The following is a 14,996-nucleotide window of genomic DNA, read 5'->3' on the forward strand; positions in this document are numbered from 1 at the left end:
CCCCAAGGGCCTTCCGCCGATGCTGGGCGCAGGCGCGTGGGGCGAGTCGGACGCGGTGGCCCGCGTGCTCTCCCAGGTCCCAGGTAGCGCAGTCATCCACCACGACGGCCCGGGCCACACCCTCTACGGCACCAATGCCTGCGCCCGCGACCACCTCAACCGCTACCTCACCGACCGCACCCTGCCACCCCGGCAAACGAAATGCTGACCAGCCATGGGGGATGCCTCACGAAGCAGCCACGGGAACAACCCCGCAGCCCTCACGCCGGGGACGTCAGGATCTGCTGGCCGTCGGTGTTCCGTGCCAGCTGGCCCAAAGGGCCGCATACGAGCCGCCTTCGGCCACCAGCTCATCGTGCGACCCCAACTCGCTGATCCGCCCATCCTCCACGACCGCCACCCGGTCGGCATCGTGCGCCGTATAGAGCCGGTGCGCGATCGCGATCACCGTCCGTCCCTCCAGCACGGCGGCCAGCGATCGTTCCAGGTGCCTGGCCGCCCGGGGGTCGATGAGGGAGGTGGCCTCGTCCAGCACCAGGGTGTGCGGGTCGGCGAGCACCAGCCGGGCCAGTGCGAGCTGCTGGGCCTGGGCGGGCGAGACGGCCAGCCCGCCGGACCCGACCGTGGTGTCCAGCCCCGAGGGGAGCCCCTGCACCCAGTCGAGCGCGTCCACCGCCTCCAGCGCCTTGCCCACTGCCGCGTCGTCGGCGCCGGGCCGGGCGATCACGAGGTTGTCGCGCAAGGTGCCCTTGAACACGTGGTGCTCCTGGGTGACGAGCGCGACATGGCCCCGCAGTTCGTTCAGGGGCAGGTCCACGAGCGGCACGCCGCCCACGGTCACCGACCCGGTACGCGGCCCGTGGATGCCCGCCAGCAACCGCCCAAGCGTGGACTTGCCCGCCCCCGAAGGCCCCACCATGGCCAGCCGTTCGCCGGGCTCGACGGTCAGCGACACGCCGTGCAGCACGTCGCGCCCCTCTCGGTACGCGTACCGGACGCCGGCCGCCTCCAGCAGTTCCCCCGAGGGGCGTGCGGAGGAGGGCACCCGGTCGTCGGGCACGTTGGCCACGCCGAGCAGCCGCGCCATGGCGGCCCCGCCCACCTGCAGCTCGTCGATCCACATGAGGAACCTGTCGAGCGGGTCGATCAGCTGCTGGGCGTAGAGGGCGGCGGCGGTCACCTGGACGAGCGTCACCCAGCCGTTGGTGTAGAACAGCCCGCCGACCAGCAGCGCGCTCACCACCGGGATGACATAGCCCAGCTCGACGGCGGGATACCATACGACGCGCAGCCCGAGTGTGTACCGCTCGGCCGCATACGACCGCCGGATGTCCCCGTCGGTACGCGACCGGCGGCGCTCCTGGAGTCGGAGCGCCTCCACGGCCCGCGCGCCCTCGACGGTCTCCGCCAGCCCCTCGGTCATGTCGGAGTAGGCGGCGTTCTCGCGCAGGTAGCCGTCGCGCGCCCGCTTCAGATACCACCGGGTGGCGACCCAGATCACCGGCCCCGCGATCAGCATCGGCAGCATGAGCAGCGGGCTGACCAGCACCAGTGCACCTATGGTGATCACGAAGGTGACCATCGCGATCAGCGTCTCGGGCACTGCGTGCCGCACGGTGCGCGACAGGGAGTCCACGTCGCGGGAGGTCCTGGTGATCAGGTCACCGGCCCCGGCCCGCTCGACCGTGGACAGCGGCAGGGCGAGCACCTGGCCCACGAACTCCTCGCGCAGCTCGGCCAGCACCTTCTCCCCGAGCTTGGCGGAGGCCAGCACGGCGTACCGCATGAGGACGCCCTGCAGCAGCAGGAAGCCGCCGATGGCGACGGCCACGACGACGACGTTGACCTTGACACCGCGCTCGACGTTCTCGACGAGGGCGCCGAGCTGCCACGGCACGACGAGCCCGGCGACGGCGGCGAGCCCGTGCAGGAGCAGGGCCATCGTGAGCTGGCGCGGGTACTTCAACGTCAGCCGCCTGGCGTAGGCGCGCACCTGCTTCCGGTCGGCGACCGGCAGGATTTCGCGGGCCATAGGTCAGTCCTCCCCACGAGTTACGGTCGCTGCGTATTCGGGCGAGCTGTCCAGCAGCTGCCGGTGCGTGCCCTCGGCGAGCACCCGGCCGTCCTCCACGTAGATCACGTGGTCGGTACGGTCGAGCACCAGCGGGCTGGTCGTGCAGATCAGCGTGGTCTTGCCGACCCTGCTCCTGGCCAGCCGCTCGGCGATGCGGGCCTCGCTGTGGGCGTCGACGGCGCTGGTGGGCTCGACCAGGATGAGCACCTCCGGGTCGGCCAGCAGCGCCCTGACCAGCCGCAGCCGCTGCTGCTGCCCACCGGAGAACTCCCGCCCCGCCTCGGCCACCCACGTGTCGAGCCCGTCGGGCAGGGCCTCCACGATGTCCTCGGCGCAAGCGGTGTAAAGCGCCTGACGCACCTGCTCATCGGTGGCCCCGTTCCGCTTCGGCACACCCAACGCGCCACCGGTCCACTCGCCGTCTGCCGACCCGCCATCGCTCAGCTCACCACCGGTCAGCACCCCATTGGCCAGCTCACCGCCGATCAACCTGCCGTCCGTCAGCTCACCGCCGATCAACCTGCCGTCGGCCAGCTCACCACCGATCAATCCGCCATCGCGGAGCTCACCACCGATCAACTGGCCATCGGTCAGCAGGCCATTGGTCAGCTCACCGTCGGCCGGCTCATCGCCGGTCACCTTGCCGTCGGCGCCACCGTGCGCGGCCAACGTCCCGGATGCGTCGCCGCGCAGGTTCACCCCGTCGCCCGCCGCGCCGCTGAGGCCGCCGCCGACGTCCAACCGGCCAGTCGCGCCGCGGCCCACGTCCACCGGGCCGAGGGCGGCATGGCCACCATCCGGAACGGCGGCGGTGGCTGCGCGAACGTCCAGCTCGTCGCGGAGCCGGCCGGTGAACAGGCGGGCGCCGTTGTCGGCGACGAGGATGCGGGAGCGGACTTCGTCCATGGGCAGGCTGCTCAGCTCCGTCGCCCCGAATGTGACGTCACCGCCGGTGTAGCGGCCGAGCCGGTCGGCGATGGTGATGGCGTCCTCGGGCGCGTTCGCGGCAACCGCCGTGAGCACGCCCGGCTGGACGGTGACGCCGCTGTACGAGTCGCGCAGCACCCCGCCCTCGCTGCCCCCGGTGCCGCCGGTGACCTCGGGCTCGATGGACAGGATGCGGATCACGCGCCCGGCCGCCACGTGGCCCTTGGTGAGCTTGTCGGCGGCCTCGGTGAGCGTCCGCATCGGGCCGATCAGGAACACCGCGTACAGGTAGAACGCGACGAGTTGCCCCGTGGGGATCTCATGGGCGACGGCGAAGGAGGCGCCGACACCGGTGACGATCGCGATGAGGATGCCGGGCAGCAGGATCTGGGCGCCTTCGAGCACCGACTCGACCCGGGCCACGCGCACACCGGCGTGCCGCACCCGCTGCGACTCCTCCCGGTAGCGCTCGGCGAACACCTGCTCGCCGCCGATGCCGCGCAGCACCCGCAGCCCGGCGACGATGTCGGCGGCCCTGGTGGACAGGTCGCCGGTCAGCTCGCGCTGCCGGGCCTGCCGCCGGTGCAGGGGCCTGAGCAGCGGCCCGACGGCGACGGCCATGAGCGGCACGCCGAAGAGCACCAGCAGCCCGAGTGGCAGCGAGGTCGAGATGAGGATCACGGTGACGGTGACGATCGCCACGATCGAGCCGGTGGCGCGCAGCAGGATGTCCATCGAGCTGCCGATGTGGGCGATGTCGGAGTTACCGACGCTGACGACCTCGCCGGTCGAGAGCCGTTTCGGCAGCGTGGCGCCGAGCCTGGCGGCCTGCCTGGCGGTCAGCTGCACGGTGCGGTAGGCGGCGGCCAGCCAGTTGAAGACGGCCAGCCGGTGCCGCATGACCCCGGAGAACGCCTGCAGCAGCCCCAGCCCGAACAGGACCGACGCCCAGGTCAGCAGCGCCCCCGTGTCCTTGGTGGTGACGGCCTCGATGCCCTTCCCGAGCACGGCCGGCATCAACGCCTGCACCAGCCACCACAAGGTCGCGTAGCCGATGCCCGCGAGCAGGGATGGCGCCTGCCGCCGCGCGTTCCACCACAGGTAGCGGAGCGGGCTGCGAATGTCGGGCACGCCGGGATCGGCCTCAGGAAGGGAGCGCATAGCTTGACAAGATTGACAAGGCGCACCCCTCCCCGGCAAACGGTTTTCGCGCTGCTAGAACGCTCGCATCGCCCGCCACATCGCACGGCCAGACCGCCCGTAGCACCCACCAAGCCGCACTGCCAGGGGCGGCTCGAGCGCCGTGAGAGCAGTCCCTCTCCCTCCCACCCCGAACACGCCGGTCGCGAGGCCCAGGCACCCGACCTTTACAAAGCTCAGACATACACCCTGTGTAACAGAGAGTCACTTTCTGTGATGAAGTGGGGGTATGAGCGCCGAGGACGTCCTACTGAAGACCGGCCGCTTCCTGCGCAGGTCGACCACGAGCGGCGACCTGCGCACGCTCTACCTGACAGGTGGCACGGAAGGCGACGCCTTCTACCGCGACCGGTGGAGCCACGACAAGGTGGTCCGATCCACGCATGGGGTGAACTGCACGGGATCGTGCTCGTGGAAGGTGTACGTCAAGGACGGCATCATCACGTGGGAGACGCAGGAGACCGACTACCCGAGCGTGGGCCCCGACCGCCCCGAGTACGAACCGCGCGGCTGCCCCCGCGGCGCCGCCTTCTCCTGGTACACCTACTCGCCGACCCGGATCCGCTACCCGTACGCCAGGGGCGTCCTGGTCGAGATGTACGAAGAAGCGCGGCAACGCCTCGACGACCCCGTAGCCGCGTGGGCCGAAATCACGACAAATCCGGAAAAACGGCAAAAATACCAGAGCGCCCGCGGCAGAGGCGGCCTCGTCCGCGTCACCTGGGACCTGGCCACCGAGATGATCGCCGCCGCCCACGTCCACACCATCAAGACGTACGGCCCCGACCGGATCGCCGGCTTCTCCCCCACCCCGGCCATGTCGATGGTCTCCCAGGCCGTCGGCTCCCGCTTCGTGTCGCTGATCGGCGGCACCATGCTCTCGTTCTACGACTGGTACGCCGACCTGCCGGTGGCCTCCCCCCAGGTGTTCGGCGACCAGACCGACGTGCCCGAGTCCGCGGACTGGTGGGACGCCGCGTACCTGATGATGTGGGGCTCGAACGTGCCCGTCACCCGCACCCCCGACGCCCACTGGATGGCCGAGGCCCGCTACCGGGGCCAGAAGGTGATCGTCGTGAGCCCTGACTACAGCGACGCCGCCAAGTTCGCCGACGAGTTCCTGAGCGTGCGCCCGGGCACGGACGGCGCGCTGGCCATGGCCATGGGGCACGTCATACTCAAGGAGTTCTTCACCGGCCGCGCGACGCCGTTCTTCACCGATTACGTCAAGCGCTTCACGGACCTGCCCTTCCTCGTACGCCTCGAAGCACAAGCGGACGCCCACGTCCCCGGCAGGTTCCTCACGGCGAAAGACCTCGGCTCCCAGGAGGAGGCGGCGGAGTGGAAGACCGTCCTCCTCTCGCAGGAGGGCGACCCCGTGGTGCCGAACGGCTCGGCCGGCTTCCGCTGGACCGAGTCGGGCAAGGGCCGCTGGAACCTGAACCTGAACGGCGACCCCAAGCTGACCCTCCTGGGAGGAGAGACGGCGAAGGTGCTGCTGCCCCGCTTCGACGGCGGCGACCCGCTGGTCAGAGGCGTGCCGGTGACCCGGACAGAGGGCCACCTCGTCACCACGGTGTACGACCTGCTGCTGGCCCAGTACGGGGTCCCGCGCCAGGGGCTCCCCGGCGCCTGGCCGGCCGGCTACGAGGACGCCTCGGAGCCGTACACGCCGGCCTGGCAGGAGCCGATCACCGGCGTCCCCGCCGAGCGCGCCGCCAGGATCGCCAGGGAGTTCGCCAGAACGGCGGAGACCACGAAGGGCCGCTGCATGATCATCCTCGGGGCGGGCACCACGCAGTGGTTCCACGGCGACACGATCTACCGGGCGTTCCTGTCGCTCCTCCTGCTGACCGGGTGCCAGGGCCGCAACGGCGGCGGCTGGGCGCACTACGTGGGCCAGGAGAAATGCCGCCCGCACACCGGATGGTGGCTGCTGGCGAACGCCGCCGACTGGTCGCGGCCGCCACGGCAGGCCCCGGGCACGCCGTTCTGGTATCTGCACACCGACCAGTGGCGCTACGACCGCTTCGACGCCGGCGAGCTGGCCTCGCCCCTCGCCCGCGGCGCCTTCCGCGGCAGGCACACCGCCGACCTGGTGACGGAGGCCGTGCGGAACGGCTGGATGCCGATGTCCCCCACGTTCGACCGCAACCCGCTGGACCTCGGCGACGCCGGCGACCCCATCGCGCACACCCGCGCCGAGCTGCGCGCGGGCCGGCTCCGGTACGCCGCCGAGGACCCGGACGACCCCCGCAACTGGCCACGCGTGCTCACCCTCTGGCGCTCGAACCTCTTCGGCTCCTCGGCCAAGGGCAACGAGTACTTCCTGCACCACCTCCTGGGCACGGCCTCCAACCTGGAGCACCCCGACGAGCAGGCGGCGCGCGGCAAGCTCGACCTCCTGCTGACGCTCGACTTCAGGATGACGTCCTCGACGATCTTCTCCGACATCGTGCTGCCGGCCGCCACCTGGTACGAGAAGCACGACCTGTCGTCCACGGACCTGCATCCGTTCGTGCACGCGTTCAACCCGGCGATCAACCCGCCCTGGGAGACAAAGACCGACTTTTCCGCCTTCCACGCCATCGCCCGCGCCTTCAGCACCCTCGCCAAGGACTACCTGGGCGTCCGCAGGGACGTGGTGGCCGTGGCGCACCAGCACGACACACCCGGCGAGATCACCCACGCCCGCGAGCCCGCCCTCCATGTGGTCGAACGCGACTACGGCGCGATCGCCGAGAAACTGGCCGCGCTCGGCCCGCTCACGGAGAAACTCGGCCTCCCGGTCAAGGGCGTGACCTTCATGCCAGACGAGGAGGTCGCCTGGCTCGGCCAGCGCTGCCGGCTCGTCCCTCGCGGCGTGGCCAAAGGAAGGCCCGAGCTGGACACCGACGCCAAGGTCTGCGAGACCATCCTCGCCCTGTCGGGCGTGAGCAACGGCCGGCTGGCCGCCCAGGGCTTCCGGCAGCTCGCCGAGCGCACCGGCGCCGACCTCGGCGGCCTGGCCCACGAGGGACACCGGATCGTCTTCTCCGACACCCAGGCCAGACCCGTCAGCGTCGCCACGAGCCCCGAGTGGTCGGGCAAGGAGTCGTACGACCGCCGCTACTCCCCCTTCACGATCAACGTCGAGCACGGCAAGCCCTGGCACACCCTCACCGGTCGCATGCACTTCTTCCTCGACCACGACTGGATGCACGAGTACGGCGAGGCGTTGCCGATCTACCGCCCCCCGCTGGACCTGGCGGCGCTCCTGGGCGAGACCGGCACGCTGCGCTTCCTCACCCCGCACAGCAAGTGGTCGCTGCACTCCGAATACCAGGACAACCTGCTCATGCTGACGCTCTCCCGCGGCGGCCCGACGATCTGGATGTCCGTGGAGGACGCGGCCAGGATCGGCGTGGCCGACAACGACTGGGTCGAGGCGGTCAACCGCAACGGCGTGGTCGTCGCCAGGGCGATCGTCTCGTATCGGATGCCACCGGGCACGGTCTACATGCACCACGCCCAGGACCGCCTGATCGACGTGCCGAAGTCGGAGGCGACCGGCCGCCGGGGCGGCATCCACAACGCGCTGACCAGGATCCTCATCAAGCCGACCCACATGATCGGCGGCCACGCCCAGCTCTCGTACGCCTTCAACTACCTCGGCCCCACCGGCAACCAGCGCGACGAGATCACGGTGATCCGCCGCCGCGGCCAGGAGGTGATTTACTGATGCGGATCATGGCCCAGATCGCCATGGTGATGAACCTGGACAAGTGCATCGGCTGCCACACCTGCTCGGTCACCTGCAAGCAGACCTGGACCAACCGGCCCGGCGTCGAGTACGTCTGGTTCCAGAACGTCGAGACCCGCCCCGGCCAGGGCTACCCCAGAGGCTACGAGGACCAGGACCGCTGGCGCGGCGGCTGGACGCTCGACCGCAAGGGCAGGCTCACCCTCCGGGCCGGCGGCCGCCTCCGCAAGCTGCTCGGCATCTTCGCCAACCCGCTCATGCCGTCCATCCAGGACTACTACGAGCCCTGGACGTACGACTACGAGAACCTCACGAACACCCCGCTCACCGACGACGTCCCCGTCGCACCACCCCGATCACTGATCACCAACGAGCCTGCGAAGATCCGCTGGAGCGCGAACTGGGACGACAACCTCGCCGGCGACCCCACCCCCGATCCCGTCCTGGCCAAGGTGTCAGAGCAGGTCAAACTGGCCTTCGAGCAGGCGTTCATGTTCTACCTGCCGCGCATCTGCGAGCACTGCCTCAACCCTTCGTGCGTGGCCTCCTGCCCGTCGGGCGCCCTGTACAAGCGCGAGGAGGACGGCATCGTGCTGGTGGACCAGGACCGGTGCCGCGGGTGGCGCATGTGCGTGACGGGCTGCCCGTACAAGAAGGTGTACTTCAACCACAAGACCGGCAAGGCCGAGAAGTGCAATTTCTGCTACCCCCGGGTCGAGGTGGGCCTGCCCACGGTCTGCTCGGAGACCTGCGTCGGCCGCCTCCGCTACCTCGGGGTCCTGCTGTACGACGCCGACCGCGTCACCGAGGTCGCCTCGGTCGCCGACGAGCGCGACCTGTACGAGGCCCAGCTCGACCTCTTCGTCGACCCTGAGGACCCGGCCGTCGCCACCGCGGACCTGCCTGCCGAGTGGCTGGAGGCCGCCCGCAGATCGCCCGTATACCACCTGATCAAGAAATACCGGATCGCGCTCCCCCTGCACCCGGAGTACAGGACGCTGCCGATGGTCTGGTACGTCCCCCCACTCTCCCCCGTCGTGGACGCGCTCGCCGGCGGCGGCCACGACGGCGAGGACGCGGTCAACCTGTTCGCCGCCATCGAGTCGCTCCGCATCCCCATCGGCTACCTGGCCGAGCTGTTCACCGCCGGCGACCCGGCTCCCGTGACCGCCGCGCTGCGCCGCCTGGCCGCGATGCGCTCGTACATGCGCGCGGTCAATCTGGGCGAGCCGCCGGTGCTGGCCGACGCGGGCCTGTCCGAGGACGAGGTACGCGACATGTACCGGCTGCTGGCGCTGGCCAAGTACGACGAGCGCTACGTCATCCCGACCGCCTACGGCAACCCGCCAGGAGTTGTGGAGGAGGTCGGCTGCCCCCACGACTACGACTCGGGGCGCGGCATGCAACCCCCGTTCGGTGAGGCGTCGGGCCGTCCCGTGCCCGTCTCGATCGAGAGCTTCCACGGCCTGAAGGAGCGCCAGACCAGCGACGACGTCACCCACGACAGGGTGAACCTGCTCAACTGGGACGGTCGCGGCACCCCGGCCGGGCTGTTCCCGCCCAGGCGGAGGAAGTCATGAAGAGGCCGGTGATCTGGCAGGCCGCCGCGCACCTGCTGGCCTACCCCGATGAGCGCTTCTGGCGCCGCCTCCCGCTGATCAAGGACGCGGCGGAACCGTACTTCGCCGAGTTCCTCTCCCTGGCCGCCGAGCTGGGTCCCGGCGAGCTGGCCGCGCACTACGTCGAGACATTCGACCTGGACCGGCGCTGCTGCCTCTACCTGACCTACTACACCGACGGCGACACCCGCCGCCGCGGCGAGTCCCTGACGGCGCTGAAACGGCGCTATCGGGCCGCCGGATGGGAGCTGGTGGACGACGAACTGCCCGACTTCCTGCCGGTCGTGCTGGAGTTCGCCGCGCTCGACCCCTCGGGCGCCGCGCTGCTCCAAGAGCACCGGGTGGGGCTGGAGCTGCTGCTGGCCGCCCTGAGCGGGCGCGGGTCGCCGTACGCGCACGTGATCGGCGCCGTGTGTGGCGCGCTCCCGCCGCTCACGGCCGCCCAGCGGGCGACGGCCCGGAGGCTGGCCGCGGGCGGGCCACCGGCCGAGACCGTCGGGAGGTATCGGTGACCTCGGGTGAGAGCCTGCTCTGGATCGTCATGCCCTACCTCACCATCGTGATCTTCGTGGGTGGTGTGATCTGGCGCTACCGATACGACAGATTCGGCTGGACCACCCGCTCCTCCCAGCTCTACGAGAGCCGGCTGCTGCGCGTGGCCAGCCCGCTGTTCCACTACGCACTGCTCTTCGTGATCGTCGGCCACGTGATCGGCGTGCTCATCCCGGTGCGCTGGACCGACGCCATCGGCGTGTCCAACGACGCCTACCACGCGAACGCGCTGGTCTGGGGCGGGCTGGCCGGGCTGGCCACGCTCGTGGGGCTGGGCCTGCTGATCTACCGCCGCCGCGTCCACGGCCCGGTGTTCCTGGCGACCACGGCCAACGACAAGATCATGTACGTGGTGCTGGCCGCGGCGATCGTCTCGGGCGTGGTGACGACGGCGGCGGGGTTCGTGCCGAGCGAGGTGAGCTACCGGACCACGGTCGCGCCCTGGTTCCGTGGCGTGCTCATCCTGCAGCCGGACACGACCGCCATGGGGCATGCGAGCGGTCTTTACAAGGTGCACACACTTTTCGGAATGGCGCTGTTCGTACTTTTCCCGTTCAGCCGCCTGGTGCATGCGCTTTCCGCCCCGTTGGGCTATTTGTTCCGTCCTTACATCGTGTATCGGAGGCGGCCGAGGTAGCGTGCCGCGGGTCCCGGGAGGGGTTCCGGTACGCCAGAATCGACCCTTGTGAAGCACGGGTACACCAACAGCACGTTCGGCGACGGCGCCCTGGTCGTGAAGTGCTACCAGGGCCCTGAGGCGGCGTTCAGGCTCAGCACGGAGACCAGATACCTGCGCCGCCTGCGCGGCCGCATCCCGGTTCCCCGCGTTCACAAGATCACCGAAACGAGCCTGACCACCCGCTTCGTCTCCGGCGCCCACGGCCAGGACCTCCTGGACGAGGGCCGCGCCGTGGAGGTGCTCACGGAGTGCGGCCGGGTCCTGGGCGGCATCCACCGGCTGGGCATCGTGCACGGGGACTACGGCCCGCAGAACATGCTGTTCGACCCGGCCACGTTCGAGACGACCGCGATCCTCGACTGGGAATGGGCCCACCCGGGCCGGCCGGTCGAGGACCTGGCGTGGTGTGAGTGGATCATCCGCAGCCACCACCCCGAGCACGTGCCGCTGCTGCCGCACTTCTTCGCCGCCTACGACGGCGCCGTCCCCGGGTGGGCGGAGCGCCAGGCGGCCATGCTGGCGCGCTGCCGCGACCTGCTCGACTTCTGCGCCCGGTGGGAGCCGGGCGGGGGCGGCGAGAAAGTCTGGCGCGAACGCCTCGACGCCACGGCCGCCTGGACCGAGTAGCCAGGGGACGGCGGGCCCCGGCGCCCTGGCAGGGCGATCACCCCCGACCCTGGCGGGCCGATCACCCCCGGGTGGCGTGCATCTCCTGCTCGAACTCGAACTCACCGCCCGGTGCCGCGATCCATCCCCGCCACACGAACGACGTGCCGGTGACGTCGGAGAACGCCCACCTCGCCCGCGTCCCGTCCGCCGCCGTCCCCTCCTGCAGCATCCCGTCCCCGTCCGGCCGCCCGATCTGGCTGACGTATACGCCGTGGCGCGGGTCCTGCCAGGTGATGTGCCACACCTTCGCCGTACGGTCGTAGCAGCGAATGGTCGTGCCCCGCGGCCCGGCGTCCGGCGAGTAGAGCACGTCCTGGACCGCCAGCCCGCCGAGCACCCAGCCGAAGCACCACCGCTCCTGAACGGTCCGCCAGTCGCCGTCCGCCGTGCGATAGCGGTTGCGGATGCTCCAGTCGCCGACGAGGCGCCCGTACAGCATGAGCTCCTCGACGTGCTCCGGGTCGGGCCCACCGGCGCCGAGGATCTCCAGCATCGAGGTCATGGGGAACCACGCTCCTGACATGTCACAACACGATCCGACCCACCCAGCGTCGCAACCAACCCCGGCCAATGGCTTGAACATTCTTGCTGCTCCTGGAGCACCGGCTCTTCCGGTTCTCAACGCGCTGCATGTCCTGCGGACCACCGGGCGCCCCGGGCCAGGAGCCCAGCCGGCCCGGTCCTTCGCACCCCAGGGCGCGACGGCCTTGGCCTCAGCGGGGGCGCAGTTCCCTGATCAACGCCACCGCCGCGTCGAGCATCCCGACCTCCCGCGAGGTCAGTCCCCGATCCGCACCCCGCCTGGCTCCGGCCCGGTCGAGCTCGCCGCCGAAGTCCATGGCGTCGTCACCGAGCCCGTCGAGCAATGCGACCAGCACCGACCGAGCCGCCGCCGCCGCGAACCCGTTCTCCTCATCGACCGCGACCTGCGCGACGATCACCGCCGACATGGCGCAGTCCAGCCCCGGAGCCCCCTCCCGGCTGTTGCACCAGTCGATCACGAACGGCCCGCGCGGCGTCAGCATCACGTTGTCCGGATGCAGATCGAGATGCAGCACGCGATCGCGGGGATCGCCGGAGACCCGGGGCGGGATCGCGTGCAACTGCCGAAGCAGCCGCGCCGTGACCCGCCCCACCTCCTCGGGCTCGATCTCCCCGTCGATCAGCGCCCGCAACATCGTCGGCCCGGACAGCCGCCGCATCACCAGATCGGTGGACCGCCCATCACTGAGGCCGGGGTAGACGTCGGGCACCGGGAACCCGTGCTCCGCCACGTAGGCCATGACCGCCACCTCCCGCCTCGCGTCGATGGCGGCGCGGTAGCGCCGCAGCACCCGTTCACCATCGATCGCGTACACGTCCGCGCTCCGCCCGGACCCCAGCAGCTCACCGATCTCCATCCGCCCAACCTACCGCCGGGGGTGGCCTTTAATAACAGCCGTGTAATTGGACCGACGACTCTGGAGTCGCGACAGATGCCGATGTATGCATACATGGTGGGCAAGGAAGGAACAATCTAGCCATACGGGTGGCATCTATGGCGCGACGAGTACCCCGCAAAAAGGCAAGGAGGAGCCGCTCGCGCCGGAGACGACATCCCAAACGCAACAGTGCGCTCACGATTCTCATCACGGAAATTCTCAGCATCGTCGTCATCAGCATTTCCATCGTACGCAAGGATTGGGCCGCTGTCGGCTGGGCCGCCTGCGTGGCGGTGGCGATCCCCTGCTGGATCATCGCCTGGCAGATTCCCACGCGCTGCGGAGTCACCACGTTGAAGGGCCGGCCCTGTCAGAACCCGACGAAAGGCATACTGTTCGGCTGCGGAAAACATACGTGGGACAAACTGCTGGCGAGGTTCGGCCTCAAGCGCCGCCCAGCTACGCAAACCAGGCACAGAGCAGCCCCTGCGAGCCCACCGCGCCCAGCCGACGCAGCGGCATTTCACGAATTACCGGACAACTCAACGGTCGCCGTTCATGTCGTGGAAAGCCGCCGCGACTTCTTCGCATTCTGGCTGGCGTTAATTGCGACTCTCGCGGGCTCCATATCGGCAGCCAAAGACATCACCGACATATTCAAGGAGGACGGCTGACGGTGAACAGAGTCGTAGACGTGCTGTTCGATCATCTCGCTAGTCCTCTGGTCACGTGACCATGGCAAGCTCCACGGCCGAGATGGGACGGAAAGTGGACAGCGCTGCCACCAGGTCAGCCTCAGCGATACTCGAACCGTTGAGCATGACCAGCGCATCGCCCGACCTGGCGAAGACGGTGACCCAGGAGGACCCGGCACCGGTCCGGACCCATCGGTCTCCCGGGAGCGATTTGCATCGCAGCGGAACTCCAAAGTCCTCGGTGACCGCCAGGCAGGAATCCCGCGGGTTTCCAGCCGCGGCGGGCCAGACCGTGACCTGGATCTCGGAGAATCCCCGATTCGGCGTGGCGTCCCGCCAGTACTCCAGCCAGGTGGACGGTTCCGGCTCCCGCTGCCCGGCGGCATTGAGATCCACGTGGACCAGCCGGTAACCCTGGATCGCTGGAGCGATCAGCGGCACGCCGGACCTCTCGAAGCTGCGGAGTTCAAACCAGGCGAGGATCTGCGGCTTGTACTGCGCCGCGCCCCAGGATCCGAGGGGCACGACTACGGCCAGGGCTACCGCCCACCAGCGAAGGGGCACCATGAACGACCACGCCGACAGGGCGAAGCCGACCACACCACCGACCACGTAGACAGGGGCGACAAGGGCCGGTAGAGGGCCGAATAGGTCCGACTCCGGCACCGGCACCGGCACCAGCACCGCGAGGGCACCAATGAGCAACCAAGTCGCAGAGCCCCCGGCAAGACCGACCACGCCCCAGCGCGGCAGCCCGGCCAGCCGCGTGCCTACCGTGCCCAGGATTATCGCCAGGAGGAACATGGCCACCGGGAGAACGGTCCCGTCGAGCTCTTCCCCCTGCATGTCCGCCCAGATGATGGCCGTGGGGATGCCCGTCACCAACCCGATGAGGGCTGCACGCCCCAGGACAGCCTTGGTCGGTAAATCCTGCATGTCCCTATTGTTGTCGCTGACCATGCCAGAACGCGTGTTGACTTGGTGGCTATCGGGCCAGTGCCGCAAAGAGCAGACGGTCTCGCCACTGCCCTCGCACATACAGGTGTTCGTGTAGATGGCCTTCGCGTCGCATGCCGATCTTGGCGAGGACTCGGGCCGAGGCGGTGTTGTCGGGATCGCAGGTGGCAGAGACTTTGTGCAGGCCGAGCTCATGGTGGCCCCAGCGAAGGAGGGCGCGGGCGGCTTCACTCGCGTATCCCTTTCCCCACCATCGGTGGTGTACGACGTAGCCCATTTCTCCACGCTGGTGGGAGGCGCTGGTGACCCGTAGTTCTGTCGATCCCCTCTGTGCCAGGCTCTACTGAGACAAACAGGATGAACACCCCAAGCTGGTAGAGCAGGGCGAGAACAGGTACTACCTTCGGTGACCATGACCATGCACGACCTCCAGGACGACGACGCCGGCGATGGCCCTCGAG

Annotated in this window: 13 protein-coding genes; 7 read left to right on the top strand and 6 right to left on the bottom strand. The window is 69.5% G+C overall.

What is annotated here, in order from left to right:
* Positions 1-208: alpha/beta hydrolase (locus EJK15_RS60270; protein WP_206061942.1), on the top strand; the 208-nt coding region annotated here is incomplete at its 5' end.
* Positions 209-274: 66 nt separating this feature from the next.
* Here the strand turns inward: EJK15_RS60270 and EJK15_RS60275 are convergent.
* Together EJK15_RS60275 and EJK15_RS75665 are read right to left on the bottom strand one after the other, a co-directional pair.
* Complete coding sequence (locus tag EJK15_RS60275) at positions 275-2,032, bottom strand: ABC transporter ATP-binding protein (RefSeq protein ID WP_138719380.1); 1,758 nt, start codon at positions 2,030-2,032, stop codon at positions 275-277.
* A gap of 3 nt (positions 2,033-2,035) precedes the next feature.
* Positions 2,036-4,162, bottom strand: a complete 2,127-nt coding sequence (locus EJK15_RS75665) for an ABC transporter transmembrane domain-containing protein (RefSeq protein WP_240777922.1) — start codon at positions 4,160-4,162, stop codon at positions 2,036-2,038.
* Positions 4,163-4,430: 268 nt separating this feature from the next.
* Between EJK15_RS75665 and EJK15_RS60290 the strand changes: the two genes are divergently transcribed.
* From EJK15_RS60290 to EJK15_RS60310, 5 genes are read left to right on the top strand one after another with little or no spacing between them, the layout of a single operon-like run.
* Positions 4,431-7,922: a nitrate reductase subunit alpha gene (locus EJK15_RS60290; protein WP_138719381.1), complete on the top strand. Its 3,492-nt coding sequence runs from the start codon at positions 4,431-4,433 to the stop codon at positions 7,920-7,922.
* Positions 7,922-9,523, top strand: coding sequence for a nitrate reductase subunit beta (gene narH, locus EJK15_RS60295; RefSeq protein WP_138719382.1), 1,602 nt, complete (start codon positions 7,922-7,924; stop codon positions 9,521-9,523). Before EJK15_RS60290 ends, narH begins: the two co-directional genes overlap by 1 nt.
* Positions 9,520-10,074: a nitrate reductase molybdenum cofactor assembly chaperone gene (gene narJ / locus EJK15_RS60300; RefSeq protein ID WP_138719383.1), complete on the top strand. Its 555-nt coding sequence runs from the start codon at positions 9,520-9,522 to the stop codon at positions 10,072-10,074. Before narH ends, narJ begins: the two co-directional genes overlap by 4 nt.
* Entirely contained in the window at positions 10,071-10,751 is a 681-nt protein-coding gene (gene narI / locus EJK15_RS60305) for a respiratory nitrate reductase subunit gamma (protein ID WP_138719384.1), read from the top strand. The genes narJ and narI overlap by 4 nt, the downstream gene beginning before the upstream one ends.
* Positions 10,752-10,799: 48 nt before the next feature.
* Positions 10,800-11,420, top strand: a complete 621-nt coding sequence (locus EJK15_RS60310; RefSeq protein ID WP_138719385.1) for a phosphotransferase — start codon at positions 10,800-10,802, stop codon at positions 11,418-11,420.
* A 61-nt stretch (positions 11,421-11,481) separates the two neighbouring features.
* Here the strand turns inward: EJK15_RS60310 and EJK15_RS60315 are convergent, their stop codons facing one another.
* Both EJK15_RS60315 and EJK15_RS60320 read right to left on the bottom strand, forming a co-directional pair.
* Positions 11,482-11,964, bottom strand: a complete 483-nt coding sequence (locus tag EJK15_RS60315) for a hypothetical protein (protein ID WP_138719386.1) — start codon at positions 11,962-11,964, stop codon at positions 11,482-11,484.
* 211 nt (positions 11,965-12,175) lie between these two features.
* Entirely contained in the window at positions 12,176-12,862 is a 687-nt protein-coding gene (locus tag EJK15_RS60320) for a phosphotransferase (protein WP_138719387.1), read from the bottom strand.
* 137 nt (positions 12,863-12,999) lie between these two features.
* On the opposite strand from EJK15_RS60320, the gene EJK15_RS60325 reads away from it, so the two are divergent.
* Entirely contained in the window at positions 13,000-13,557 is a 558-nt protein-coding gene (locus tag EJK15_RS60325) for a hypothetical protein (RefSeq protein WP_138719388.1), read from the top strand.
* Positions 13,558-13,608: 51 nt separating this feature from the next.
* On the opposite strand, the gene EJK15_RS60330 is transcribed toward EJK15_RS60325, so the two are convergent.
* Both EJK15_RS60330 and EJK15_RS78160 read right to left on the bottom strand, forming a co-directional pair.
* Positions 13,609-14,514 (bottom strand): hypothetical protein, encoded by a 906-nt coding sequence (locus EJK15_RS60330; RefSeq protein ID WP_138719389.1) that lies wholly within the window; start codon positions 14,512-14,514, stop codon positions 13,609-13,611.
* A gap of 49 nt (positions 14,515-14,563) precedes the next feature.
* Positions 14,564-14,872 (bottom strand): GNAT family N-acetyltransferase, encoded by a 309-nt coding sequence (locus EJK15_RS78160; RefSeq protein WP_138719390.1) that lies wholly within the window; start codon positions 14,870-14,872, stop codon positions 14,564-14,566.
* Positions 14,873-14,996: the final 124 nt, after the last annotated feature.

It is taken from the genome of Nonomuraea basaltis (genome assembly GCF_005893125.1).
Lineage (GTDB): Bacteria > Actinomycetota > Actinomycetes > Streptosporangiales > Streptosporangiaceae > Nonomuraea > Nonomuraea basaltis.

Excerpts from the sequence above, each read along its gene's own strand:
- EJK15_RS60275 (WP_138719380.1), bottom strand. The coding sequence starts at position 2,032 with ATGGCCCGCGAAATCCTGCCGGTCGCCGACCGGAAGCAGGTGCGCGCC.
- EJK15_RS75665 (WP_240777922.1), bottom strand. The coding sequence starts at position 4,162 with ATGCGCTCCCTTCCTGAGGCCGATCCCGGCGTGCCCGACATTCGCAGC.
- EJK15_RS60290 (WP_138719381.1), top strand. The coding sequence starts at position 4,431 with ATGAGCGCCGAGGACGTCCTACTGAAGACCGGCCGCTTCCTGCGCAGG.
- narH (WP_138719382.1), top strand. The coding sequence starts at position 7,922 with ATGCGGATCATGGCCCAGATCGCCATGGTGATGAACCTGGACAAGTGC.
- narJ (WP_138719383.1), top strand. The coding sequence starts at position 9,520 with ATGAAGAGGCCGGTGATCTGGCAGGCCGCCGCGCACCTGCTGGCCTAC.
- EJK15_RS60315 (WP_138719386.1), bottom strand. The coding sequence starts at position 11,964 with ATGACCTCGATGCTGGAGATCCTCGGCGCCGGTGGGCCCGACCCGGAG.
- EJK15_RS60320 (WP_138719387.1), bottom strand. The coding sequence starts at position 12,862 with ATGGAGATCGGTGAGCTGCTGGGGTCCGGGCGGAGCGCGGACGTGTAC.
- EJK15_RS60325 (WP_138719388.1), top strand. The coding sequence starts at position 13,000 with ATGGCGCGACGAGTACCCCGCAAAAAGGCAAGGAGGAGCCGCTCGCGC.
- EJK15_RS60330 (WP_138719389.1), bottom strand. The coding sequence starts at position 14,514 with ATGCAGGATTTACCGACCAAGGCTGTCCTGGGGCGTGCAGCCCTCATC.